Below are 21,717 nucleotides of genomic sequence, written 5' to 3'. Positions count from 1 at the left end.
GATTTTATGGTTTTCATTCCATTAATAGGATGATTCGTTCATCGCATAAACTTCGCAATTCGGGGCTTTCCGCGTCCGCGATTTCATATCGCATCCGAGCAATGCGCATACTAACGGCATCCATTAACGGAAAATATTTCGGCTTTAGGAGGACAACGCGATGCACACGATTTGGAAGGGCGCGATCTCATTCGGTCTGGTCAACATTCCGGTAAAAATGTACGCGGCGACGGAGGACAAAGATATTTCCATGCGCATGCTGCACAAACAATGCGGCACCCCGATTTCATACATGAGAAGGTGCCCGACGTGCGAAACGCCGGTCGAGAACGAGGAAATCGTGAAAGGCTACGAATACGAGAAAGGCCGGTTCGTGCGCTTCGAGAAGGAAGAGCTCGATGCGCTGGCGGCGGAGGCGTCCCGGGACATTAAAATACTCGACTTTGTAAACCTCGAGGAAATCGACCCGATTTACTTTCAGAAGACGTATTACCTCGGCCCCGGCGATACCGGCGCCAACGCTTACGGGCTGCTTCAGACCGCGCTGAAGGATACGGGAAAAATCGGCATCGCGCGCGTCACGATCCGCAACAAATCGTCGCTCGCGGCGATCCGCATCGTGGAAAACTGCATTTGCATGGAGACGATTTTTTACCCCGACGAAATCCGCCCCGCTGCGCAGGTGCCGAATTTGCAGGCGACGGCGAACGTGAACGATAAGGAATTGACGATGGCCAAAATGCTGATCGAGCAGCTGTCCGTCCCGTTTGAGCCGGACAAGTACCACGACGAATACCGCGAGGAGCTCATGGGGGCGATCGAGAAAAAAATTGCCGGCGAGGAGATCGAGGTCGCTCCGGAGCCGCGCAAGAACAACGTCATCGATCTGATGGCGGCGCTGCAGGCGAGCCTCGAAGCGGCAAAGGGCGCATCGCCTGACGTGAAGGCGGCGACGGACAAAGGGGCGGCGAAGGCCGGCGAAGCGGCGAAGGAAGCGGACGCCAAGCCGAAGCGTACGCGGAAGAAGGCCGCCGGCGCCGAGGATGATGCGGGCGGTGCGGCACCGAAGGAGAAAACGCCGGCCGGCACGCGATGATGAAGCCGGTACTGCCGCGCGAAACGATGGGCCCGATCCTGCGGGACGACATTCCGAAGGGCGACGATTGGGGCTACCAGCTGAAATGGGACGGCGTCCGGGCGCTCGCGATCGTACAGGACGGCGACGTGGAGCTGTATTCGCGAAAGCTGCTGCGCAAAGACGACAAATATCCGGAGGTCGTCCGGCGGCTGCGCGAGCTGAACGGGACGTACCTGCTCGACGGGGAGATCGTCTATTTCGACCCGGTGAAGCAGCGTCCCGTGTTTCAGAAGGTGCTGCAGCGCGAGCGCACCCGAACCGCCGCGACGCTCGCGCGCAGCAGCGCCGAACAGCCGGTATGCTACGTGCTGTTCGACCTGCTGCATCTCGGCGGCGAAAATATCCGGAGCCGCCCGTACGCGGAGCGGTTTCGGCTGCTGCGCGAAGCGTTCCCACCCCGCGAGGGCGAGACGGCGCTGCTCGTGTCCGACCTGTTCTCCGACGGCGAGGCGCTCTGGAGCTGGGCCGAAGCCAATCAATGGGAGGGCATCGTGAGCAAGCGCTTGTCCGCCCCTTACCGCGAAGGGAAGCATCATCAGGACGCTTTCAAGAAGCGTACCGTGCAGCGCTTTGACGTCGACGTTGTCGGCGTCACGATCCGCGAAGGCCGCGCAGCGAGCCTCGTCATGGTGTACGACGGCGGCTACTTCGGCCGAGCGTCGCTCGGGCTGAACGGGCGGAGCCGTTCCGCCCTGGATGTGTACGCTTCCGCATTCGGCGGCGCGGCAATGCCGTTCCGCGCGCTGCCCGCGGACCTGAAGCGCGAAACGGTCGCTTGGCTCAAGCGGCCGTTCAAGCTCGCCGTCACCGGACTCGAGGTGACGGACGACGGCCTGCTCCGCCACCCGAAGCTCGCGGATCCTCCGTCGCTCGAGCGGTTTCTCGCGGAGCAAATTTCGGGCCTGTCTCCCGCTTCCCCCAATCCATAACGCAGGAGGTTTTGACCATGCCCGCCGCAACCAAAGATAAGGGCGTTATTACCGTCGACGGGCACGAGCTTGTCGTCACGAACCCGAACAAGCCGCTGTGGCCCGAGGACGGCGTCACGAAGCTCGAGTTTCTCGACACGCTGATCGCGCTCTCCCCCTATTTGCTAGCCTATACCTCGAACCGCTATCTGACGACCATACGCTGGCCGCACGGGATTCACGACAAATCGTTTTATCAAAAAAATTGCCCCCAAGGCGCGCCGGAGTTCGTTCGTACGGCGCAGCTCGGAGACATTCGGTACGTCGTGCTCGATTCGCTGCCGACGCTGCTGTGGCTCGGTAATTTGGCATGCTTGGAGTACCATCCCTCCCTCCATTACATCGGAGACGAGCTCCCGGCCGAATGGCTGATCGACATCGATCCGTCGGTTGAGGAGGAGCCGCGCATTATGCAGGCGGCCAAAATCGTCGTCGACCTGCTGTCGTCGCTGAACATCAAGAGCATTCCCAAGACGTCGGGCGCCACCGGCGTGCAAATTTACGTGCCGATCCGCCGCGGCTACACGTTCGAGCAGCTTCGGAAAATCGGCAAGTTTCTCGGGGATTACCTCGTTCAATCTCACCCGAAGCTGTTTACGATCGAACGCCTGAAGAAAGACCGGGGGGATTTGATCTATTTCGATTATTTGCAGCATTGGTACGGCAAGACGCTGTCCGCCCCTTATACGCCCCGGGCGAAGCGGGGAGCCACCGTGTCCACCCCTCTTTATCCGGACGAGCTGACCAAAGGGCACACGCCGAAAGACTTCCATCTCCGCAATATCGTCCGGCGGCTTTCGGACATCGGCGACATCATTCGCACCGTCGAACCGCAGTCTCTCGAACATGTGCTGAGCATACTAAAGTAGCGGCGCCAGCAGCCGGCCGACCGCCTCCTGCGCCTTGTGCAGCCGGGGACGCTTAAGAAACTGTTTCAGCATCACTTCTTCGCTGTTCTCTATATCGCGGTAAAAATCGCCGGCCAGCTTCTCAATCGTTTCCGAGTCGTACACCGCCGCGTTGATTTCAAAATTGCTGAACAGGCTGCGCATATCCATATTCGCCGTTCCTACCGATGCGAAGTGGCGGTCTACGACGAACACTTTGGCGTGGAGAAACCCGTTTTGATATCGATATACTTTTACCCCCGACTGCAGCAGCTCCTCCAGGTAGGACAAGGACGCCCATAGCGTAATCCGGCTGTCGGCCACCCCCGGAATGACGAGCCTCACGTCCACGCCGGACAGCGCCGCCGTCTTAAGCGCCATAAGAATGCTTCGATCGGGGATAAAATACGGCGTCGTCACCAAAATTCTTTCCTTGGCGGTAGTAAATGCGGAAAACAGCATCTCCAAAATGGCGTCCCATTCCATATCGGGGCCGCCCGGAATAATTTGCAGCGCTTCCTTCTCCGGCACGCCGTGCTCGGGAAACAGCGCATGCGTTACCTTGAGCCTCTCCCCGCTCGCCAGCCGCCAGTCTCTGACGAACTGCCGCTGCAGGCCGTATACGCCGTCGCCCGCTATTTTTAAGCAAGTGTCGCGCCAATAGCCGAGCTTCATATCCTTTCCGAGATACTCGTCGCCTATATTGATGCCTCCGATGTATCCCAAGCGCCCGTCTACAATTGTAATTTTCCGGTGGTTCCGGTAGTTGACCCGTTTGTCAAAGAAAGCCAGCCGCACCGGCAGGAAGCACTTTACCTCCGCTCCCGCCGCCCTCAGCTCGTTCCAGAAAGCGCCGCGCGTCGAATAGGAGCCGATGCCGTCGTAAATGATCCGCACCTTCACCCCTTCGAGCGCTTTGCGGATCAGCGCTTCTTGAAACGTCCGGCCGATGTCGTCGTCGTTCCATATGTAATACAAGAAATGAATATGGTCCTTAGCCCGCCCGATATCTTCAAGCATATGGCGATAGGCGTCTTCAGCGGAGGAAAGCACCTCCGTCATGTTGCGTTTCGTAATCGCCGCCTCCGGAATGCTTTGCAGCAGGTTGAACAGCCGCTCTTGGCCCAGCATCGCCGGGTTCGGAAAGTCTTCCAGCCGTCTGACCGTATACGCCTCCGGCAGCCGGCTCCGGCGTTCCTCCTCCAGCGCCGCCCGGGTTTTTCTCCGAACGACGTTGCGCCTCCGGTACTCCTTCGCCAGAAAGTAATACATGATGAATCCGACGAGCGGGAAGGCGAATAATATGGCCAGCCATGCGACCGCTTTGGACGGTTGGCGGAACTCGGCGATGACGATCGTTACGATTTGAAATAAATAGAGAAGAAGAATTATAACAAGCCAGATCAGATAGCGCCACCTCCTCGGCGTAACGATTAGTATGTCCCTTCCGGCGATGTTCATGCCAACGAAGAAGCTCCGCTTCTGCGGAAGCGGAGCTAAAGTGGCGCTAGATTCTTTAAACGGTCTGGGCTTGCCGGCTTCTTGCGATTTTCAAATAGCCGTTTACGTTCAGAAGCTCGCTGTCCTCGGAGAACCGAAGCCGCATGGATCCGGCTTCCTCCAAAATATAAGGCCTAAGCGCGGCGGCCCCCCCTCCGATCACATAGAAGCATTGAATGTCGGGGTATTTGTTCCACCGCTTCTTGATCAGATCGACCATCTTCCGGGCTGCGCGAGTGAAGTAAGTGTCAACAATATTGCGGATATCCGCTTGTCCTTCGCCGATCCGCTGAATTGTGTAGTTGCGGCTTTTGATCCGCTGTACGAGCTTCGCTCGGCTCGGGAACGTATATCCGTACGCATCCTCCACCTCGCGGATAATGCCGTCGAGGTAGGAAGACATCCCCATCTGTTCGCCGTGGCTGAAGTGATTGTCCACCGCGAGCCGCTTGACGACCGGGAAGTCCGTCGTAAGCGCGCCGATTTCGCAAACGCCGATGCAGCCGTGATACAGCTCCTCATCTTTCACCTGCAGCGAGTCGAGCGTCGCCATATGATAGACGGCCGCGGCGCCTTCGACGGCTACGACCGCTTTGCGGATCACGACCTTGACCTTCCTGCCTCTAAGCTTCGGCGTAGAATGAAAAGTAACCTCATGCTCCCCTTGCAGCCGTTCCTCGAACGTCTTATGGAATTTGGCGAACGTTCGGACGGGCAAACCGGTGCCGACTACAAATTCCACTTCTTCCGTCGAGTAAGGGGACTGCCCGTAGCTGCCGGATTGGGCCATTACGCCCATATAAGCCAAAGCGGTCAGCGCGACAATCAAGGACTGGTCGGAAATCGCCTTGTTGTCGGTTTCCTCCAGCTCGAAATTGTCCTCATGCTCGACGGCCAAGTTGCCGACGAAATATCTTCTCCCGTTTCTGCTTAACGCCGGACTGTACACCGACACGTCCAACGCCTGTAGGGCGGACTCCTCCTCCTGCAGCACCATGCGCTCATATCCCAATGCAATGACGTTCGGCACAACGACCGGCTCGCTCACACCTTCCATCAATATTTTGACACTGTCGTTTCCAACGTCCATACCGACGATTTTTAACATTATTCATCCCCCTTCCGCTGTATGCCGCTATACCTGGGTCCCTATGAAAAATTTGCCAACAATAACACTATTTTTTTCGCTATGGTTCGACAAAATCCTGCTTTTTGCTCCGGGAATCGGACATTTTTTGTGGGCGGGCAGGAATTTAGGCGGAAAATGGCGAATATTGCTAGGACTTTTCTTGTCAATTATGCCCATAATATGTTGGTCCGACCAAGGTACTAACTTATCGTAAAGGTGACGATATGCTACCCAATTGGAAAGAAAAGAAGCTGACGCTAGTCGTAATTCCCGAAGCGAACAGGCAGGTGCGGCAATTTCGAATGTCCCTCCTGTGGGTATACGCAATCCCCGCCGCGGTGCTCGTGCTTGCAGCCGCGACGACGGCGCTGGTGCTGCTGCAAAGCGTCCTAGTCCAAACGAACGGCCAATTGAGAGCCGACTGGCAGGGCGACCGTCAATCCTTGGAGAAAGTCGTCGAGAAGAAGGACGAAGAAATCGACCGGCTCCAGACGGAGCTGGCTATGCTCGTTTCCGAAACGGAGCAAATGCGCGTTAAGGTTGAGCAGCTCCAGCAGCTGGAGCAGGAGCTGCTGTCTATTACCGAGAACGGCGCGGACCGGACGGCGATGTCTAACTATTCATCCGTTACCGTAGCGCTGTCTGCAGACCATTCGGCCGATTCGGCCGATTCGGCGATGGACAGTCTGGCCGTCGGCGGCGAGCTGTACCCCGCGGACGTCGATGATACGCTCGAGCTGTCCCGCCTCTCCCGCTCCGGCTTGCAGGAGCTCGAAGTCGAAGCCGACCGGCTCCAGTCGTCCCTTAAGGATGCGAAGAAACATGCCGAGCGGCTTGCGTATGTCCGCAGCATAACGCCGTCGATCTTTCCGACCGTTACGACGCGGATTACATCGACCTTCGGTTACCGCAAAGACCCGTTCACGCGCAGGTCCGCTTATCATCGCGGCATCGATTTTCCGGGAGACGTGAACGATCCCGTCTATGCGACGGCCGGCGGGAAGGTAAGCCGCACCGGTTACGATAAAGCGATGGGCAACTACATATTCATTAATCACGGCAACGGGCTCGAGACAGTATATATGCACTTGAAAAAGTCGCTCGTCCAGGTCGGGCAGAAGGTCGAAAAAGGCGAGGAAATCGGCAAGCTCGGCTCGACCGGACGCAGTACCGGCCCGCATTTGCATTACGAGGTGCGCAAGCAGGGGACGCCTATTAACCCTATTTCCTATTTAGACTCGACGAAGAAAGGATGACCCTGATGTTCAAAGGGAAACGAGTGGATATTAACGCAACCGATACATTGATCGGAGAAGGCAGCGTGTTCGAGGGCAAAATCAAATCGGAGGCGAGCCTGAGAATCGAAGGCCAAATGATCGGAGATATCGAATGCGGCGGCGACGTTACGATCGGCGAGTCCGGCAAGGCGAAGTCCAATATTGCGGCACGGAACGTCATCATTGCCGGCGTCGTTAACGGCAACGTCACGGCCAAAGGAACGTTAACCATTACGGCCAAAGGACAGCTTTACGGCAACACGGCTGCGCAGACGCTCGTCATTTCGGAAGGCGCCGTCTTCCAAGGCATGAGCAAGATGGAAGGCAAAGGCGCCTCCGGCAAAGAAGCGAAGCAAGAGGCCGACCGGACGCAGCAGCAAAGCGGAAACTTCGGTTCGGTCACGTTATAAACGAGCCGTTTTAGATCCTGTAAACTTAAACAAACGAGGTTGCCGATCGTTTTCCATCGGCAACCTCGTTCCATTTTTTTCAATCATGCAACCGCATCTCCCCGTTAACCGAAAAAGAAATCAAGAACGTTCGAACCGGCCGACGATTCCTTATTGTAAAATTCGGAATATCCGCAATTTGCGCAGTACACGACTAAAAATTTATTGTGCTGAATATCGAACATTTTGGAAAGGCCCGTGCCGGTCATTGCCACTTCTTTCGTCCTTGCGTCTCTGCTTCCGCATTTGATGCATCCCTTTTCACTCATACGTTCATCACTCCCTGTATGTTATGTTTCATTGTACGTTTCCAGCGATTGGAAAGTTTCGGGATAAGTCCTTACGCCGCCACATCCCGCTTGCGGAACACGATCAGCGACGTCCCTGCAAGCAGTATATAGTAGACGGCAAGAACGGCGAGCGAGAACGGCAGCGTCATTCCCTCGATCAGCGGTCTGCCTTCAATATACTGTGACAGGTCCGTGTTGGCGAACAGCCAATATTTGCCCCAGCTGTATTGGGACAAAAACTGGGTAACGAGCGAGCCGGCCATCAAAATAAACATCGACAACCCGATCGCAAGCGAGCTGCTGCGGAATACGGCAGAGATCATAAACGAAATCGTAACTACCATAAGCAGCTCTACGCATTTCAACCCGTAAGTCAGCAAGGTGTGCGTCAATATGCTGCGTTCCTGAATCGTATCTCCGTCAAAGAACAAATACGGCGCCGTCGCCCCTTCGGTACCGAAAAGCAGCGCGCTCACGGCGATCGCCGATATCAGAAGAATGACCAGCATCAGCAGCGAAAACAGCAAAGCGGAAATATACTTCGAGATGACGATTTTGTGCCTGCTTACCGGACGAATAAGAAGCAGCTTTACCGTGCCTCCGGTAAACTCCCCCGCGATCGAATCGCCGGCTACCACGACAGTAAAAATCGTAACCAACAGCACCATATTGGACAAAATCCATACGACGCCCCAGAAGGTCGTTTCCGTCGGCGGAATATGATTGGCCAGCCGGTAGTCGATCAGCTTCATTTCTTTTGCCATACCTTCGCTATCCGCCCATCCGGCCGGCATATCCTTCATCGCTTGCTCGATGGAAGCCTTCTGATTTTCAAGGTTGGTTCTCCAATCCCCCGCGCCGAACCCGGTTTGCTTCATAATGATGCACACGACGGCAACGAGCACGACCAAAATCGCAGCCATGACCCATGTGCGGGAGCGCTTGTAAATTTTCATGTTTTCATTTAGAATGAGATTAAACAATTTGGTTCCCTCCCGTCACTTCCAAAAATTGATCCTCCAGCGACTTCGCCCTTTCCCGGATCGAATAAACGCCGATGCCGGATGCTACGAGCTTCTCGTTCAGAGCCGGAATCTCTTCCCTTTCGACCGTGACGATCATCGTATCCCCTTCAACGGAGCAGCTTTTGCCGGCGGCGGCGATGGCCTCCTTCGCTTTATACGGATTCGTCGTTGCGAATTCGACCGTCAGCTCGTTCCGTTCCGCGGCGTCCTCCCTTAAGGATCGGATATCGATCAACGATCCGTTCTGAATAATGGCCACGCGGTCGCACATCAGCTCCATCTCCGAGAGCAAGTGAGACGATACGATGACCGACAGTCCTTCTTCCCGTGCAAGGCTCCGCAGCCGGTCCCGAAGCTCGCGGATCCCCGCCGGGTCCAGGCCGTTCGTCGGTTCGTCCAGAATGAGCACCGACGGATTATGGAGCAGCGCTTGGGCAACGCCCAACCTTTGACGCATGCCTAGAGAGTACGTCTTCACCTTGTCGTGAATCCGCAGCTCCAACCCAACCAATTTCACGACCTCTTCAATCCGCTTCTTCGAAATGTTGCCCATCATCCGAGCAAAATGGACCAGGTTATCCCACCCGGACAAATACTTGTACATTTCCGGATTTTCGACGATGGCCCCGACATGGCGGATCGCCCGCTCAAAGTCGGTTACGACGTTATGTCCTTTAATTTCAATGGCGCCCGACGTGATCGACATTAAACCGACCATCATGCGGATCGACGTCGTTTTTCCCGCGCCGTTCGGTCCCAGAAATCCGAACACCTCTCCCCGCCGCACTTCAAACGTCAATCCGTTTACAATCGTTTTGCCGCCGATCCGCTTCGTTACGCCCTGCAGCTGAACGACGGTTTCGTTCTCGTTCCCCATACTGATCCCCCTAAACGGTTTTCTATGGTTTAAGCTTAGTAGATTCCGAGTCGCCGTCATAGTTACTCCGGTCATCAAAAGAGTCATAAGCGCGGTCATGATTCGGTCATACGCTCCGACATATTTCCAGTTTGTCCTCATTTCTTCGGAAAATATGACTGCGCTCACTTTCCCTTACCGCTTTGTAACGATTACAATAGCATGGAAGTTGCATATGGAATAGCTTACGGGAGTGTGCCGCGTGCTCGAGCAAAAAAAGTTTCTATGGATCGATTGGATTTTCTTTTCTTTATATACGTTGGTATTTGTATTTGAGCTGTACATGCTCATCTTTCAACCGGCGGAGCTTCACTTGCACACGGCTTCCGGCAAGCTGTTGATGTTCGCCGTGTTTGCCGCGGCTTATGCCGTTCCTTTATGGTTTTGGCGGCCCGGATCGATCAAGGCCGTCTACTTTACGATAGCCGCTTTCGCGCTGCACGGCGGAGTGTCGGCTTATTATGCGGTCACTCTCGGCCAGATGGTGTCCATACTCGCGCCGATTACGCTCATTTCCGCCTATTTGCTCGGCTCCCGCGGGCCGTGGGTGCTCCTTGCCCTGTACCCGGTAGTCCACCCGATATTGTACTTTTTCGTTATAGAAGACTACGACACCCTCTATTACACCAATGAAGTAGCCGGCACCCTTCTCGTCTTCGGCATCGGCTTCGGGGCGAACAAAATGCAGTATTCCAATCAAGTGCTGAAGAGATTGCTGAAAGAGAATGAAGAGCAGACCAAAATCATTAAAGAAAGAAGTCTCGTGCTGGAGCAATATTCGCAGAAGGTCGAGCAGCTCACCATTTTGGAGGAGAGAGACCGGGTCGCCAGAGAGCTCCACGATACGGTCGGCCATACGTTCACCTCCGTCATCATGGGTTTGGATGCGGTAACCTTACTGTTGGAGAAAGATCCCGAGAAGGCGAAGGCCAAGCTGGCCGTACTCCGCTCCTTAACGCACAACGGTTTGGAGGAGGTACGGAAGACGATCCACCAGACGGCATCCGAGGAAGAGAAGCTTCCGATTTCCCAGCAGCTGTCCAGGCTTGCCGGAGAGTTCGCCGTTCACACGGGCACGCAAATCCGCTTCCAATTGGAAGGGGAAGAAACCGCGCTTCCGAAACAGACGATGCTCACCCTCATCCGCTGTCTGCAGGAGTCGCTGACGAACGCCAAGCGGCACGGAAGAGCGCGGGTTGTCGATATTACGTTCTCCTTTCGTCCGAACCAGGTCGTTCTGCGCGTGGAGGACGACGGCGTCGGCGCCGAATCCCCGACGCTCGGCTTCGGTCTCACGGCGATGCGCGAGCGGGTTTCCGCGCTGCAGGGACATATCGATTTTCGAACGGGCCCCGGTGAAGGGGCCGTCGTGCTTTGCTCTATTCCGCTAAGGGGGTATGACCATGAGTCCCGTACGTCTGCTGCTCGCTGACGATCAAGAGCTGATTCGTGAAAGTTTACATATTGTGTTGGAGATGGACCCCGAGCTCGAGGTGGCCGGCATGGCGGAGAACGGCCGGGTCGCCGTCGAGGTTTGCGAACGGGAACGGCCGGACATTATCCTAATGGACCTGCATATGCCGGAGATGGACGGAGTCGAAGCAACCCGGACGATCAAGCAGCGGTTTCCGGAGGTCAAAATCATTATCCTGACGACGTTCCAGGAAGTACAGTACGTCGTAGACGCCCTCGGCGCCGGAGCGGAAGGATACTTGCTGAAGGCGATTCACCCTCGCGATTTGGCCGAGGGCATCAAGTGGGTATATAGCGGAGGAACGCTGATTCCTCAAGACATTGCGCTGCTGCTCGTTTCGCAGCTGCAAGGCAAGACAGCCGCAATGCCGGCGACTGCGGGCACGGGCTCCGCCGCCGCCGGACCCGCGCAGGCGGCATCGGCCCGGCAAGAGGCTGCGGATCCAAGCATGAATTCCGCGTACGGCCTTAGCGAGCGAGAGCTTCAGGTGCTTCACTGCATTGCGGACGGGCTGAACAACCGGGAAATTGCCGAGCGGTTGTTTTTGTCCGAAGGCACCGTCAAAAATTATATTTCCGCCATTTACTCCAAGATGGAAGTCCGCGACCGGATCGGCGCCGCCAGAAAAGCGCAAAGCGAGGGGCTCGTGTAACGCCTCCCCCCGCTTCGTTCGTTAACGGCGCGGTTTCCGGTTGCGCGCGATCCATCCGGTGCCGTAATCCACAAGCGCCCGCTGGCGCAGCAGCCTTGTCTCCGCCATGCCGAGCTTTCCTGCGGCGGCGTCCCCGGAATGCGGCCGCTCCCGTTCAAAATCGGCGCCCAGCGCCTCGAAATCGTCCGTATCGAACTCCAATTCGTTATACTGAACCCACTTGCGAACCCCTTCCGCGATAACCGGCGCCCGCTGCACTTCCTTGCTCTTCCCTTCATAATCGGCGCGATACTCGCACAGATGAAGCGAGGTGTTGCTGTCGTGGCCGACGCCGATAAGCAGCACCCTTCCGTCCAAGTCGTATACGCGGGCTAACGGGGAATTTTCGCCTAAGCCGTAGTCGAGTGCAGCCGGGTTCTCTCCGTGGCCCCGCACAATATCGTCGGCATGCTTCCCCCACGCGGCGAACGACATGTGCGGATGCGCGCTTCGCTTCACGCCATCCATTCGCCGAAACGTCTCCGGAATCGTCCCCATGCCGTACACCGGCGTCTCCGTCTTATCGAACGCGGGCATTTCCTCGCGTATGCGCTCCCACCAGCTTTCGGGCGCCGGCGGATTTTGCCACCTTGCAGGATCGGACAAGTTTCCGGTATGCGTAGGCATAACCAGCGTGCCGCTGTCGCCGACCGCCCGCTGCAGCGCATGGATGACGGCGACGGCACCTCCGGGCACCCACCCGATCGAATACAGCGACGAATGGACGAGCAGCGTCATTCCTTCGCGGACGCCCAGCTCCTTCAGTTCGCGGACGAGCGAAGACACTGTCGGCATGATGCCTAGCGCCTCAAAGGTTTGTTCTATCAGGAGCCTCTCTCTACCCATACATTTTCTTCCTTTCCTATACTACGTTCTTTCTAGTCTAAACTTACGGCAAACTTGGGACAAGCCCCCGCCGGTTTGATATAATGGGTCGTATTGCAAGGAAAGGAAGAATACCGACTTATGGCCAAACTGTATTTCCGTTACGGCACGATGAACAGCGGCAAATCGATCGAGGTGCTGCGCGTCGCCCATAACTACGAGGAGCAAGGCAAGAAAGTGCTGCTATTCACACCGTCCATCGATTCCAGGTACGGAGTCGGGCACGTCACATCCAGAATCGGGATTCAGAAGGAAGCCGTAGTCGTTAAAGACGGCACCGATATGGCCGCGATGACCCGCGAGCATATGCCGGATTGCGTCATGGTGGATGAGGCGCAATTTTTAACCGAACCCCAAGTCATTCAATTGACCGATATCGCCGACGATCTGGACATTCCGGTGCTTGCTTACGGTCTAAGAGCGGACTTTATGGGCAAGCTGTTCCCCGGGAGCGAGGCATTGTTTTCTTGGGCCGACAAAATCGAGGAAATCAAGACGATTTGCTGGTACTGCAACCGCAAGGCGACGATGAATATGCGTTATAAAGACGGCATTCCGGTATTTGCCGGCGAGCAAATCCAGATCGGCGGCAACGAGTCGTACCTTCCGGTTTGCAGACGCTGCTATAAGGAAGCGCGGGAGCGTTTCTCCCCGAAATGATTCTTTTTTATGCTTATCCCTCATACATTAGGACTAACATCCGGACCGTGAGGGAGGTTGATCATGATGTTTGGCAAACAGAAACACCGGACCAACGTCAATGCAACGGACACGCTCGTCGGAGAAGGCACGACAGTCGAAGGTAAAATCATTACGAACGCCAGTCTCAGAATCGAAGGCAAAGTGATCGGCGACATCGAGTGCACGGGAGACGTTACGATCGGTGAAAAGGGTCACGTGCATTCGATCATTAACGCCAGGAACGTGTTCAATGCCGGCAGGATCGATGGGAGCGTCATCACCAAAGGGAAGTTGACCATTACCAGCAAAGGCATAGTGAACGGAAGCATTAGCGTCGGATCGCTTCATGTGTCGGAGGGCGGAGTGTTTCGCGGAGATTGCGCCATGGAATCCGGGGAACGCAAAGAGCCTCAACGTCCCTCCCCGTCAAAGCACGACCGCCATCACAACCACGGCGGCAAAGGTAAACACGAAGATAAAGCATCGTCGGCGAGCGCATAAACGAACAGCCTCCTATGCACAGGGGGCTGTTTTTTTATCGGTATAACCTTCCCTGATTTTGGAAACCTATATTCATCTCCAAAAGAGGGTGGTATTGGTTGTTCAGGCTTCATGAGGGGCTGGACGGAAGCGGCAGGGATGAAAAACCGCTCAATCGTATTTTCGGGGGAGCCTTGAAAGATCAACGGCTTTAATATCATGAAGGGAACCCTCCGCCCGCTTTCTTTTTTCGGGGAATCCGCGTAAATGCTAATGGTGCTTACGTTCGCTTCCGACTCCAAGAATGGACCTGCCTGGGCGGCGGGCGGATTCGCATTGTCGGCGGCTTTGGTGTGCATGATTGTCGCCAGTGTCGTAATGACGCTTGGTCCTGAGATTACGGCCAAGGAAAATTACCCCGCTTTCGACGCCATCAGCTTCATCAACGTCATGAATTTTATTCAGAACCTTGAGATTGTCGCCATATTGACTTGGATCCTCAGCGTTTTCATCAAAATATCTCTGTATGTTTTCCTCGCTGGCTACGGCACCGCAAAGCTGTTCCGTATCAAGAATTGGCGAAAAACGATCTGGTTTACGGTCGCTTTCGTATTTGCGGAGGCTATGATCATGAATAAACTAAACGTTTACGACGCCTTTTATCATAATAATTATTGGATTCCGATCGCTCTGCCCGTGAATATGGCGGCCATTCCTTTGTTGTTATGGATTGTCGGAAAATTAAAACAACGAAATACAAAAGCTCATTATAAGGTATAAACAATAAATCAAACTCAACAGCAGCATCGGCGTTCCTCCTCTCCGGATTTGAAACCATCATACAAGACCGCCGAAGCCCTCAAACCGCAAAAAATCACCGCACGCCGCGCAAGGATTTGCGCTGTCCGCGCAATAATTTGTAATTCTCTGCGCTTACTCTGCCCGTCTCTGCGCTTACTCTGCATGTTCTTTGCACTTACTCTGCTCGTTCTCTGCATGTGTTCTCCGCACACTCTCTATATGTTCTCTGTACGTTCTCTGTACGTTCTCTGTACGTTCTCTGTACGTTCTCTGTACGTTCTCTGTACGTCCTACACGTTCTATGTACGTCCTCTGTACGTTCACGTTCCCTGCACATTCCTTGCACTTTCCCTACACGCTCTACACCCTTCATTCCCCACTCTTTTCTTCCATCCCCTTCCTAACTACTTTTCCCGGCGATACCAACACCTCCTTCGCTCTCCTTTTTACCGCTATCCCTTTCACTCAGAAATTATTCCATGGTGCCAGTCACTCACTTATCGAAGGATTCGGTCCCTTCGACATCACCCGAACGATTTATCTGAGAGAAGGGAAGAGTGGTCAAAAGGACGCCATGAACGTATATCCTTCCGGCCGACCTCGACCGCACGCGACCGCCGCCGTATTGCGCGACCACATGCGCGACCGCCACCTCAACGCAACCGTCACTACACACGCCGCCGCGCACGCAATTCCGACGAAAAAAAAATCGTCCCGCCAAGGGGACGATTCGCTATTGCGTAAAGTCGCGAATATCCGCTACCGGCTCTTCGCCGAATTCCGAATGCTCCAAAAACTTTATTAGCCGTTCCGCCGCCTCGCCGGGCGACGACAAGGCGCCCGACTCGTGCATCTCCACGAACCGCGCGCGGGTCGGAAACTGCTCTTCTCCGGACGAGCGGATCAACGCCTGCATCGCGGTATCGACGACGCCGGGGGCCACCGAAGCGACCTTCGCCCCGCACCGCAAAGCATCCTGCTCCAGCTTCACGCAGCGCGTGAAATGATCGAGCCCGGCTTTGGCCGCGCAATAGGCGCTCCACCCCGCATACGGCTTGCGGCCGGCCCCGGAGGAGATTTGCATGACGCGCTTGTCCGCGTCCAGACTCTCCGTGAGCCGGAGAAACGCGGAGGTCAATCCAATCGGCGCCGTCAGGTTGACGGCGATATGCCGCGCCACGGCGCTCGCATCGTTGCGGTGAGCCGGCCCGATCGGTTCGAGAACGCCGGCGTTGTTGATCAGCCGAAGCGCCGGCGTCGAGCCGGATTCGGCGATTCCGCCGAGCAGCTCCCGCATTAGCGCGTCAGCAGCGTCCCCCTGGGCAAGCTCTTCCAAGTCGCGCTCGAACCAATCGAGACCGACTCCAGCAGCCGCAGCCCTTTGCTGCAGCGCCTCGTTGCGCGTACGGGAAATGCAGAACAGCCGGTTCCCAGGCGTCAGCAGGTACTCCGCGATCGCTTCGCCAAGGCCGCGTGAAGCGCCGGTCACAATATATACGGCACTCATTGCAAAGCTTCCCCGTTCAACGGAAAGTGCCGGTTCAGCCAATCTTCCAATGTCTTCGTAAACTCCTTATGCAGCGGCTTCGGGCCGACAAGAGGCAACTCCTTCCGGTAATTCAGCATGTCCGTCTTTCCTACCTTCAGCTTCAAGCCGTGGTCCATATCGTCGATAGCGGCGATTTCGGCTGCGCCTCGCGCAAGCTCGGTCACCCTGCTCAGCTTTTCCGTATCCGCTTGAACGTCATTCTTGCCGGTGACTGCCAGCACCGGACATTCGATTTTCTCCAAATCCTTGACCACATCGTAAAAAAAATGCTCCCGCATCCACTTGGCATTCACCGGAACCATACTAACTTTAATAACGTCTTCCTCTGACTTCTTAATCCTGTCCGTAAACTTCCGAGCATTGCGTTCGGATTTCTCGGCCGCTTTCAGTACCCGGAGCAGCCAGCCCTTAAACCCGCCTAACTGAGCCATATCTTCGTACGCAAGATTTCTTTGGCGCTGCAGCGCCTCTTCGAGCCTTTCTCCCCCGCCGGAAAGCAAGACCAACCCGTTCACCGGCCTCACCGCATTCAGAGCGGTTGCCAGCGTAGCTCCTTCGCTGTGGCCGAGAACGATGATCCGGTTCGGATCCACCTCCGGACGACTCGCCAAAAACTGCACCGCCCGCTTGGCGTCGTCTACAAGATCCCACATGCCTGTCCGCAAATATTCGCCTTCGCTGCCGCCTACCCCGCGCTTGTCATAACGCAGTGTAATGTAGCCTAATCCGGTAATGAACTCTGCCAGCTGCTTATACAAACGAAGATCTATTTTCGGCTTATCGACGACACCGTTCCTGTCGATCTTTCCCGATCCTACGATCATCAGCACGGCCGGCAACCGTTCATTCGTCTCCCCGGGTAACGCCAACGTCCCCTTCAGTAACGGCGTCCCTGTAATCTCGATTTCCTTCTCCAAGATAGCTGTCATGTTTCTGCTCCCCTAAGTTATTCTAACGGTTCCTCTTCTACGGTCGGCATTACGATCGTTGCAAACATTCTGCGCTTTCTTCCGGGCTCTTCGGATAGCGTCGCATAGTCCGCCAACACTTCCCGGAGCCGCACCATCATTTCCTGAAACTCTTCGTCTGTAAGCCATAGCGGGGCTTGTCTGTAGCCGACTCCGTCTTTCAAGAAATCAGGCTCCTTCTTCGAATGGATATAGCTTTCGAAATCTCTAAGCAGGTTGATCAAAAAGGTGGCGAAATGCTGAACGTGCTCCTCTTTTCCGATATGCTTCATGTCTTCCGCCGTAAGCACATAATTCGCGCCCTTAGGAAGCGAGTATGTTTTCTCGGTTGCCCCTCGAATCTGCTGCGTCCCGATCACTTCAATCAGGCCGTTCTCCACCAGCTTGCTTAGATGCCGATAAAGCGTCGCTTGCGGAACGTCCGGCATTGCGCCGGCAATTCCTTGCGTGGTCAATTGGCGGCCTCCGGCTAGAGCCGATAATATTCTCATTCGTACCGGATGCAATATTAAATCGGCTTTCATCGTTTTCCCCCAAACATTATTGTTATCGATAATGATAATATTATATTTTAAACGTTCCGTCAAGCACATATTATGGTGCGTTTCCGCAAGATGCTGTATACTATCTCAAGTCACGCGCATCTAAGAAATACTATCATGAACCTATGGAGTGAACGCTTCTATGCCGCAACCGTCCGATCGCCCTCCTTCTTTGCGCAAGGCGTATCTTTACGGCTTTCTTACTATCGGAATGATCGCTATTTCTTTCTCGGCCATATTTATCCGCTGGTCGAGCGCTCCCGTCTCTGTCGTCGGCATGCACAGGCTTCTGCTTACCGTTCTGGCAATGACGCCGTTTCTGTATAAATACCGCCGCCAGTTTACCGCTCTTTCCATCCGCGATTATTTGCTGTTGTCCGGATCGGGAGTGTTTTTGGCGCTGCATTTTTTACTGTGGATGGGTTCGTTGAATTATACGACCGTTGCCAGCTCGACCGTACTGCTCACGCTGGAGCCGATCCTCGTTATGCTAGGTTCGCTTTGGGTGTTTAAAGAGAAGATCAGCCGCGGGTCTGCCGTGAGCATGGCCGTGGCCGTCACCGGAGCGGTGATGATCGGCTGGGGAGATTTGCGGTTGTCAGGGACGGCGCTTTATGGAGATTTGCTTTCCATTCTCGGCACGCTTGCCGTCGTCGTTCATATGCTGCTTGGTCAAGCGCTCCGCAGCCGAGTACCTAACTTCTTGTACAATTATATTGTATTTGCGTCGGCTTCCCTCTCCTTCGCGATCTATAACGCGGCGTTCGGGTATTCGTTCTTCGCTTATCCGCCGAAGGAATGGATTTTGTTCGCGCTGACGGCCCTTGTTCCTACCGTATTCGGGCATATGCTGTTCAATTGGCTTCTAAAATTTGTCGGTGCCACGACGGTTTCGATGGCCACTCTAGGAGAGCCGGTCGGCGCAACACTGCTCGCGTGGCTGCTGCTGGGCGAACGTCTCGGACCGCTGCAGGCCGGCGCCGGAGCGCTTCTTATTGCGGGCGTTTGGATGTTTTTGCGTTATATCGGCGACCGCCATACCGCTCAGACGGCCACGAAAGACGACAACACCGCCGCCCTGCAACATGTATAAATTTTATAGCATTAAAAAAGGACCGTTCCGACGGTCCTTTTTCTTTATATTTTAGGAGACAGAGTCTCCGAGCTTCGCCATCTCATTCTCTACAAGACGTGTCAGCACGTCCTCATATCCTCCCGGTATCCGATATTTCTTTACGTAATCCCTAACGAATTTCCGCGGGTTGGACGGCCTGTAAATTCGAGCCATCTCCTTTACGCTTTCCTTTACTTCATTACTTCCTTTTGCAGCCATAAGCTAGCTCCTCTCCGTAAAGTAATTTCATTCGGCAGATGGGTTAGGCAGTAATGCTCTCTTATTACATTCATAATACATCAATGAATTGATTATGTCCCTATTTTCTTGTCTGAAAATTCTTAATTGGGTAAACTTTCTTACGATTTAACCCGACTTAAGTCTTGGCTGCGCCAAATCGTAGGTCGTGTGCATTCGACCGGTTTTTCCGCTACAATGAATAAGCCTCTATACGCAGCATGTGGTTAAATACTGATAATTCCACAGGAATAAGTTAAAATATGAGCAGGAGCAGATCCGCAAGGAGTTGAGCGGCCATTTGAATGTCGTGACGAAAAAAATATTGATACTATACGCAAGCTACGGTGACGGCCATATCCAAGTATCGCGGGCGCTGAAAGAGCAGATCGAACGCAGCGAAGGGACCGAAGCGGTGCTGGTCGACCTGTTTGCGGAAGCCTACCCGATGCTCAATGCATTCACCAAGCTTTTATACATTAAAAGCTACACGATGTTTCCGAAGCTATACGGCTGGACATACTATAGAACTCGCCATATGCCGAACGATACGCTTTTCTCCAGCTGGTTCAACGGCTGGGGCATGTCGAAGCTGAAGCAGGTCATTAAGGAGCACCGGCCCGACGCCGTCGTCAACACGTTCCCGATGATGGTCATGCCGGAGCTTCGCAAGAAAACCGGCGTCGGCATCCCGATTTATAATGTCATTACCGATTTCGTGCTGCACTGCCGCTGGATTCACCCGCAAGTGGACAAGTACTACGTCGCCACGGATGACTTGAAGAAGGAAATCATTAATGCCGGAATACCGGCGGACAAGGTCCGGACGACGGGCATTCCGCTGAAGAAGGAGTTCCAGATTACCGAGCGTACGACCGAGCTGTTCGAGAAATATAAGCTTGACCCTGCGAAACGAACGGTATTGATCATGGCAGGCTCTTACGGCGTCTTATCGGGCTTGAAGGAGGTTTGCCAGTCGGTTGCCTCTCTCCCCGGAATGCAGCTGCTGGTCGTTTGCGGCAAAAACAAACAGCTTCACGATTCTATGCAAGAGTGCTTCGCCGGCCATCCCTCCATCCGCGTCTTCAGTTTCGTAACCGAAATGAACGAGCTGATGGCGGTTTCGGACACGATCGTCACGAAGCCGGGCGGCATTACGCTGACCGAATCGATCCAGAGCGAGCTGCCGATCGTGCTATTCCGGCCCGTTCCGGGACAGGAGCGAGACAACGCCGAATATCTTTCGTCGAAAGGCGCCGCCTTTATCGCAAACGATTTTCACGAATTAACCCGGCAAATCAGAGAGCTTCTGGAGGATGAACGGAAGCTGTCCGAGGCCAGAGAACGAATTTCTCTGCTGCGCATGCGGCATTCGGCCGAAACGATCGTGCAGGATATGTTGGCCGACATGAGCTCGCGCCGATTCGATCAGCGGGCGACTCCAGAAATAAGGAGAGTATCTAGTGAGCGCATTTCGTAGTCTATACGTACCCGCAAGCCTCGTTCGATTGGCAACCGTCTTTTTCTTTATTGAATTCGTACGCGGAGCCGTACTGATCTCATATATTCCTAAATACGCAGTAGATGAGTTGTATTTAACCGTAACAACGATCGGATTTGCCGTTACCGTTCACTACATCGCCGATACGGCCGCCAAGCTGGGCATCGGGGTGCTGCTCGACCGGCTTCCGAAGCAATGGGTGCTTCAACCGAGCTTTGCCGTTTCCATTATCGGATTAATCATGCTCCAATATTCGGTTCAGGCATGGATGCTCATCGTAGGGGCGGCAATTTTCGGAATCGGCGCCTCCCCCATTTGGATCATCGGGATGAGCAGCGTTTCCGAGAACGACCGCGGCCATCAAATGGGCGTGCTGTACATGGCATGGCTGCTCGGATTGGGACTCGGGCCGGTGCTGATGAATTTTTTCCTTGATTGGTTCGGTTACGGAATTTCGTTTATCGTACTGTTAGCGCTTGCCGCCGCGGCATGGGCCGTTTCGTGGCTCATGCCGAATACGCGGGTACATACCCATAGCGCTCCCGTTAAAGAGCAATTTACCGAACTGAAGGGACGTTTGCGCGCCATGCGTCCGCTCCTTCCGGGAATGATTCTGCAGACGCTTGGAGCGAGCATGCTTCTCCCGATTTTGCCGATTTTCGCGGAGGACCGGCTCCAGCTTACAAATTCCCAGTACTCGTTCTTTCTGCTGACCGGGGGTGCGTTCGCCGTTCTAGGACTTGTCCCGCTAGGCCGCCTTAGCGACAAGCTCGGCAAAAAGTGGTTCCTCGTTCTCGGCTTCGCCTGCTTCTCATTCGGCTTATATTCATTAACGACCACGGAAACCCTCTGGATTTGCCTTATCTGGGCCATCGTGCTCGGCTTATCCTACGCTGCCGTTCTGCCTGCCTGGAATGCGCTTCTCGCCGCTTTCGTACCGCCGCAGCAAAAAGGCGTCGGCTGGGGCATCTTCTCTACCGTGGAAGGCATCGGCGTCATGATCGGGCCGGCGCTTGGAGGCGCAATGGCGGACAGCTTCGGGCTGCAGGTCCCGTTCCTCATCGCCGCATCTCTGTTTCTGTTTATCGGCCTGTTTTACGTCTGGTTCCCTTTCAGATTGTTCAAGTAGCACTAACGGCAGCGGAAACTCCTCAGGGCGACGGAAATCGCTCATGATGGAGTTTTTTCATTTATTTTACGAGAGCCCCTTGACCT

23 protein-coding genes are annotated in these 21,717 nt (G+C 54.8%); 13 read left to right on the top strand and 10 right to left on the bottom strand.

Features of this window, described 5'->3' with window-relative positions:
- Nucleotides 1-160: 160 nt before the first annotated feature.
- From ku to PT964_RS03120, 3 genes are read left to right on the top strand one after another with little or no spacing between them, the layout of a single operon-like run.
- Nucleotides 161-1,096 (top strand): non-homologous end joining protein Ku, encoded by a 936-nt coding sequence (ku, locus tag PT964_RS03130; protein ID WP_274361854.1) that lies wholly within the window; start codon nt 161-163, stop codon nt 1,094-1,096.
- Entirely contained in the window at nt 1,093-2,067 is a 975-nt protein-coding gene (locus PT964_RS03125; protein WP_274361853.1) for an ATP-dependent DNA ligase, read from the top strand. The genes ku and PT964_RS03125 overlap by 4 nt, the downstream gene beginning before the upstream one ends.
- Nucleotides 2,068-2,084: 17 nt before the next feature.
- Complete coding sequence (locus tag PT964_RS03120) at nt 2,085-2,975, top strand: DNA polymerase domain-containing protein (protein ID WP_274361852.1); 891 nt, start codon at nt 2,085-2,087, stop codon at nt 2,973-2,975.
- On the opposite strand, the gene cls is transcribed toward PT964_RS03120, so the two are convergent.
- Entirely contained in the window at nt 2,967-4,454 is a 1,488-nt protein-coding gene (gene cls, locus PT964_RS03115; RefSeq protein ID WP_274361851.1) for a cardiolipin synthase, read from the bottom strand. The genes PT964_RS03120 and cls overlap by 9 nt on opposite strands.
- A gap of 55 nt (nt 4,455-4,509) precedes the next feature.
- The gene (locus PT964_RS03110) at nt 4,510-5,601 is read right to left on the bottom strand and encodes a ParM/StbA family protein (protein WP_274361850.1); all 1,092 of its coding nucleotides are present in this window, start codon (nt 5,599-5,601) and stop codon (nt 4,510-4,512) included.
- A gap of 245 nt (nt 5,602-5,846) precedes the next feature.
- On the opposite strand from PT964_RS03110, the gene PT964_RS03105 reads away from it, so the two are divergent.
- Both PT964_RS03105 and PT964_RS03100 read left to right on the top strand, forming a co-directional pair.
- On the top strand, nt 5,847-6,878 hold the full coding sequence (locus tag PT964_RS03105) for a M23 family metallopeptidase (RefSeq protein ID WP_274361849.1): 1,032 nt from the start codon (nt 5,847-5,849) through the stop codon (nt 6,876-6,878).
- 5 nt (nt 6,879-6,883) lie between these two features.
- Complete coding sequence (locus tag PT964_RS03100; protein ID WP_274361848.1) at nt 6,884-7,309, top strand: bactofilin family protein; 426 nt, start codon at nt 6,884-6,886, stop codon at nt 7,307-7,309.
- Nucleotides 7,310-7,413: 104 nt separating this feature from the next.
- On the opposite strand, the gene PT964_RS03095 is transcribed toward PT964_RS03100, so the two are convergent.
- The 3 genes from PT964_RS03095 to PT964_RS03085 form a co-directional block, all read right to left on the bottom strand.
- A complete protein-coding gene (locus PT964_RS03095; RefSeq protein WP_274361847.1) occupies nt 7,414-7,617 on the bottom strand; it encodes a zinc ribbon domain-containing protein in 204 nt (67 codons plus the stop codon).
- Between the two features lie 71 nt (nt 7,618-7,688).
- A complete protein-coding gene (locus PT964_RS03090; RefSeq protein WP_274361846.1) occupies nt 7,689-8,621 on the bottom strand; it encodes an ABC transporter permease in 933 nt (310 codons plus the stop codon).
- Nucleotides 8,614-9,540 (bottom strand): ABC transporter ATP-binding protein, encoded by a 927-nt coding sequence (locus PT964_RS03085; protein WP_274361845.1) that lies wholly within the window; start codon nt 9,538-9,540, stop codon nt 8,614-8,616. The genes PT964_RS03090 and PT964_RS03085 overlap by 8 nt, the downstream gene beginning before the upstream one ends.
- Before the next feature lie 241 nt (nt 9,541-9,781).
- Between PT964_RS03085 and PT964_RS03080 the strand changes: the two genes are divergently transcribed.
- Entirely contained in the window at nt 9,782-11,011 is a 1,230-nt protein-coding gene (locus tag PT964_RS03080) for a sensor histidine kinase (RefSeq protein WP_274361844.1), read from the top strand.
- A complete protein-coding gene (locus PT964_RS03075) occupies nt 10,983-11,705 on the top strand; it encodes a response regulator transcription factor (RefSeq protein WP_274361843.1) in 723 nt (240 codons plus the stop codon). Before PT964_RS03080 ends, PT964_RS03075 begins: the two co-directional genes overlap by 29 nt.
- A gap of 21 nt (nt 11,706-11,726) precedes the next feature.
- Here the strand turns inward: PT964_RS03075 and PT964_RS03070 are convergent, their stop codons facing one another.
- Nucleotides 11,727-12,539, bottom strand: a complete 813-nt coding sequence (locus tag PT964_RS03070) for an AAC(3) family N-acetyltransferase (protein ID WP_274361842.1) — start codon at nt 12,537-12,539, stop codon at nt 11,727-11,729.
- Between the two features lie 171 nt (nt 12,540-12,710).
- On the opposite strand from PT964_RS03070, the gene PT964_RS03065 reads away from it, so the two are divergent.
- The 3 genes from PT964_RS03065 (at nt 12,711) to PT964_RS03055 (ending at nt 14,570) form a co-directional block, all read left to right on the top strand.
- The gene (locus PT964_RS03065) at nt 12,711-13,289 is read left to right on the top strand and encodes a thymidine kinase (RefSeq protein WP_274361841.1); all 579 of its coding nucleotides are present in this window, start codon (nt 12,711-12,713) and stop codon (nt 13,287-13,289) included.
- A gap of 63 nt (nt 13,290-13,352) precedes the next feature.
- Nucleotides 13,353-13,811 (top strand): bactofilin family protein, encoded by a 459-nt coding sequence (locus PT964_RS03060; RefSeq protein WP_274361840.1) that lies wholly within the window; start codon nt 13,353-13,355, stop codon nt 13,809-13,811.
- Nucleotides 13,812-14,057: 246 nt separating this feature from the next.
- A complete protein-coding gene (locus PT964_RS03055) occupies nt 14,058-14,570 on the top strand; it encodes a GerAB/ArcD/ProY family transporter (RefSeq protein WP_274361839.1) in 513 nt (170 codons plus the stop codon).
- A 754-nt stretch (nt 14,571-15,324) separates the two neighbouring features.
- Here the strand turns inward: PT964_RS03055 and PT964_RS03050 are convergent.
- The 3 genes from PT964_RS03050 to PT964_RS03040 are packed head-to-tail and all read right to left on the bottom strand — an operon-like array spanning nt 15,325 to nt 17,632.
- A complete protein-coding gene (locus PT964_RS03050; protein WP_274361838.1) occupies nt 15,325-16,098 on the bottom strand; it encodes an SDR family NAD(P)-dependent oxidoreductase in 774 nt (257 codons plus the stop codon).
- Entirely contained in the window at nt 16,095-17,069 is a 975-nt protein-coding gene (locus PT964_RS03045; protein WP_274361837.1) for an alpha/beta hydrolase family protein, read from the bottom strand. Before PT964_RS03045 ends, PT964_RS03050 begins: the two co-directional genes overlap by 4 nt.
- A gap of 17 nt (nt 17,070-17,086) precedes the next feature.
- Nucleotides 17,087-17,632: a helix-turn-helix domain-containing protein gene (locus PT964_RS03040; RefSeq protein ID WP_274361836.1), complete on the bottom strand. Its 546-nt coding sequence runs from the start codon at nt 17,630-17,632 to the stop codon at nt 17,087-17,089.
- 160 nt (nt 17,633-17,792) lie between these two features.
- On the opposite strand from PT964_RS03040, the gene PT964_RS03035 reads away from it, so the two are divergent.
- On the top strand, nt 17,793-18,743 hold the full coding sequence (locus tag PT964_RS03035; RefSeq protein WP_274361835.1) for a DMT family transporter: 951 nt from the start codon (nt 17,793-17,795) through the stop codon (nt 18,741-18,743).
- Nucleotides 18,744-18,794: 51 nt separating this feature from the next.
- On the opposite strand, the gene PT964_RS03030 is transcribed toward PT964_RS03035, so the two are convergent.
- The gene (locus PT964_RS03030) at nt 18,795-18,983 is read right to left on the bottom strand and encodes a dimerization/docking domain-containing protein (RefSeq protein WP_274361834.1); all 189 of its coding nucleotides are present in this window, start codon (nt 18,981-18,983) and stop codon (nt 18,795-18,797) included.
- A gap of 328 nt (nt 18,984-19,311) precedes the next feature.
- Here PT964_RS03030 and PT964_RS03025 point away from each other — a divergent pair, with 328 nt between their 5' ends.
- The gene (locus PT964_RS03025; protein ID WP_274361950.1) at nt 19,312-20,481 is read left to right on the top strand and encodes an MGDG synthase family glycosyltransferase; all 1,170 of its coding nucleotides are present in this window, start codon (nt 19,312-19,314) and stop codon (nt 20,479-20,481) included.
- Entirely contained in the window at nt 20,465-21,631 is a 1,167-nt protein-coding gene (locus PT964_RS03020; protein ID WP_274361833.1) for an MFS transporter, read from the top strand. The genes PT964_RS03025 and PT964_RS03020 overlap by 17 nt, the downstream gene beginning before the upstream one ends.
- Nucleotides 21,632-21,717: the final 86 nt, after the last annotated feature.

Origin of the sequence: Paenibacillus thermotolerans (assembly GCF_028745515.1) — a bacterium.
GTDB classification, from domain to species: Bacteria; Bacillota; Bacilli; order Paenibacillales; family YIM-B00363; genus Paenibacillus_AE; species Paenibacillus_AE thermotolerans.
Note: the sequence above shows the minus strand (reverse complement) of the source record. Positions and strands in the feature narration are given on the sequence as shown.

Bases quoted from the DNA above. Each gene is read 5' to 3' on its own strand.
- ku (WP_274361854.1), top strand. From the start codon at position 161: ATGCACACGATTTGGAAGGGCGCGATCTCATTCGGTCTGGTCAACATT.
- PT964_RS03125 (WP_274361853.1), top strand. From the start codon at position 1,093: ATGATGAAGCCGGTACTGCCGCGCGAAACGATGGGCCCGATCCTGCGG.
- PT964_RS03120 (WP_274361852.1), top strand. From the start codon at position 2,085: ATGCCCGCCGCAACCAAAGATAAGGGCGTTATTACCGTCGACGGGCAC.
- cls (WP_274361851.1), bottom strand. From the start codon at position 4,454: ATGAACATCGCCGGAAGGGACATACTAATCGTTACGCCGAGGAGGTGG.
- PT964_RS03110 (WP_274361850.1), bottom strand. From the start codon at position 5,601: ATGTTAAAAATCGTCGGTATGGACGTTGGAAACGACAGTGTCAAAATA.
- PT964_RS03105 (WP_274361849.1), top strand. From the start codon at position 5,847: ATGCTACCCAATTGGAAAGAAAAGAAGCTGACGCTAGTCGTAATTCCC.
- PT964_RS03100 (WP_274361848.1), top strand. From the start codon at position 6,884: ATGTTCAAAGGGAAACGAGTGGATATTAACGCAACCGATACATTGATC.
- PT964_RS03095 (WP_274361847.1), bottom strand. From the start codon at position 7,617: ATGAGTGAAAAGGGATGCATCAAATGCGGAAGCAGAGACGCAAGGACG.
- PT964_RS03085 (WP_274361845.1), bottom strand. From the start codon at position 9,540: ATGGGGAACGAGAACGAAACCGTCGTTCAGCTGCAGGGCGTAACGAAG.
- PT964_RS03075 (WP_274361843.1), top strand. From the start codon at position 10,983: ATGAGTCCCGTACGTCTGCTGCTCGCTGACGATCAAGAGCTGATTCGT.
- PT964_RS03070 (WP_274361842.1), bottom strand. From the start codon at position 12,539: ATGCCGACAGTGTCTTCGCTCGTCCGCGAACTGAAGGAGCTGGGCGTC.
- PT964_RS03065 (WP_274361841.1), top strand. From the start codon at position 12,711: ATGGCCAAACTGTATTTCCGTTACGGCACGATGAACAGCGGCAAATCG.
- PT964_RS03060 (WP_274361840.1), top strand. From the start codon at position 13,353: ATGATGTTTGGCAAACAGAAACACCGGACCAACGTCAATGCAACGGAC.
- PT964_RS03055 (WP_274361839.1), top strand. From the start codon at position 14,058: ATGCTAATGGTGCTTACGTTCGCTTCCGACTCCAAGAATGGACCTGCC.
- PT964_RS03050 (WP_274361838.1), bottom strand. From the start codon at position 16,098: ATGAGTGCCGTATATATTGTGACCGGCGCTTCACGCGGCCTTGGCGAA.
- PT964_RS03045 (WP_274361837.1), bottom strand. From the start codon at position 17,069: ATGACAGCTATCTTGGAGAAGGAAATCGAGATTACAGGGACGCCGTTA.
- PT964_RS03040 (WP_274361836.1), bottom strand. From the start codon at position 17,632: ATGAAAGCCGATTTAATATTGCATCCGGTACGAATGAGAATATTATCG.
- PT964_RS03035 (WP_274361835.1), top strand. From the start codon at position 17,793: ATGCCGCAACCGTCCGATCGCCCTCCTTCTTTGCGCAAGGCGTATCTT.
- PT964_RS03030 (WP_274361834.1), bottom strand. From the start codon at position 18,983: ATGGCTGCAAAAGGAAGTAATGAAGTAAAGGAAAGCGTAAAGGAGATG.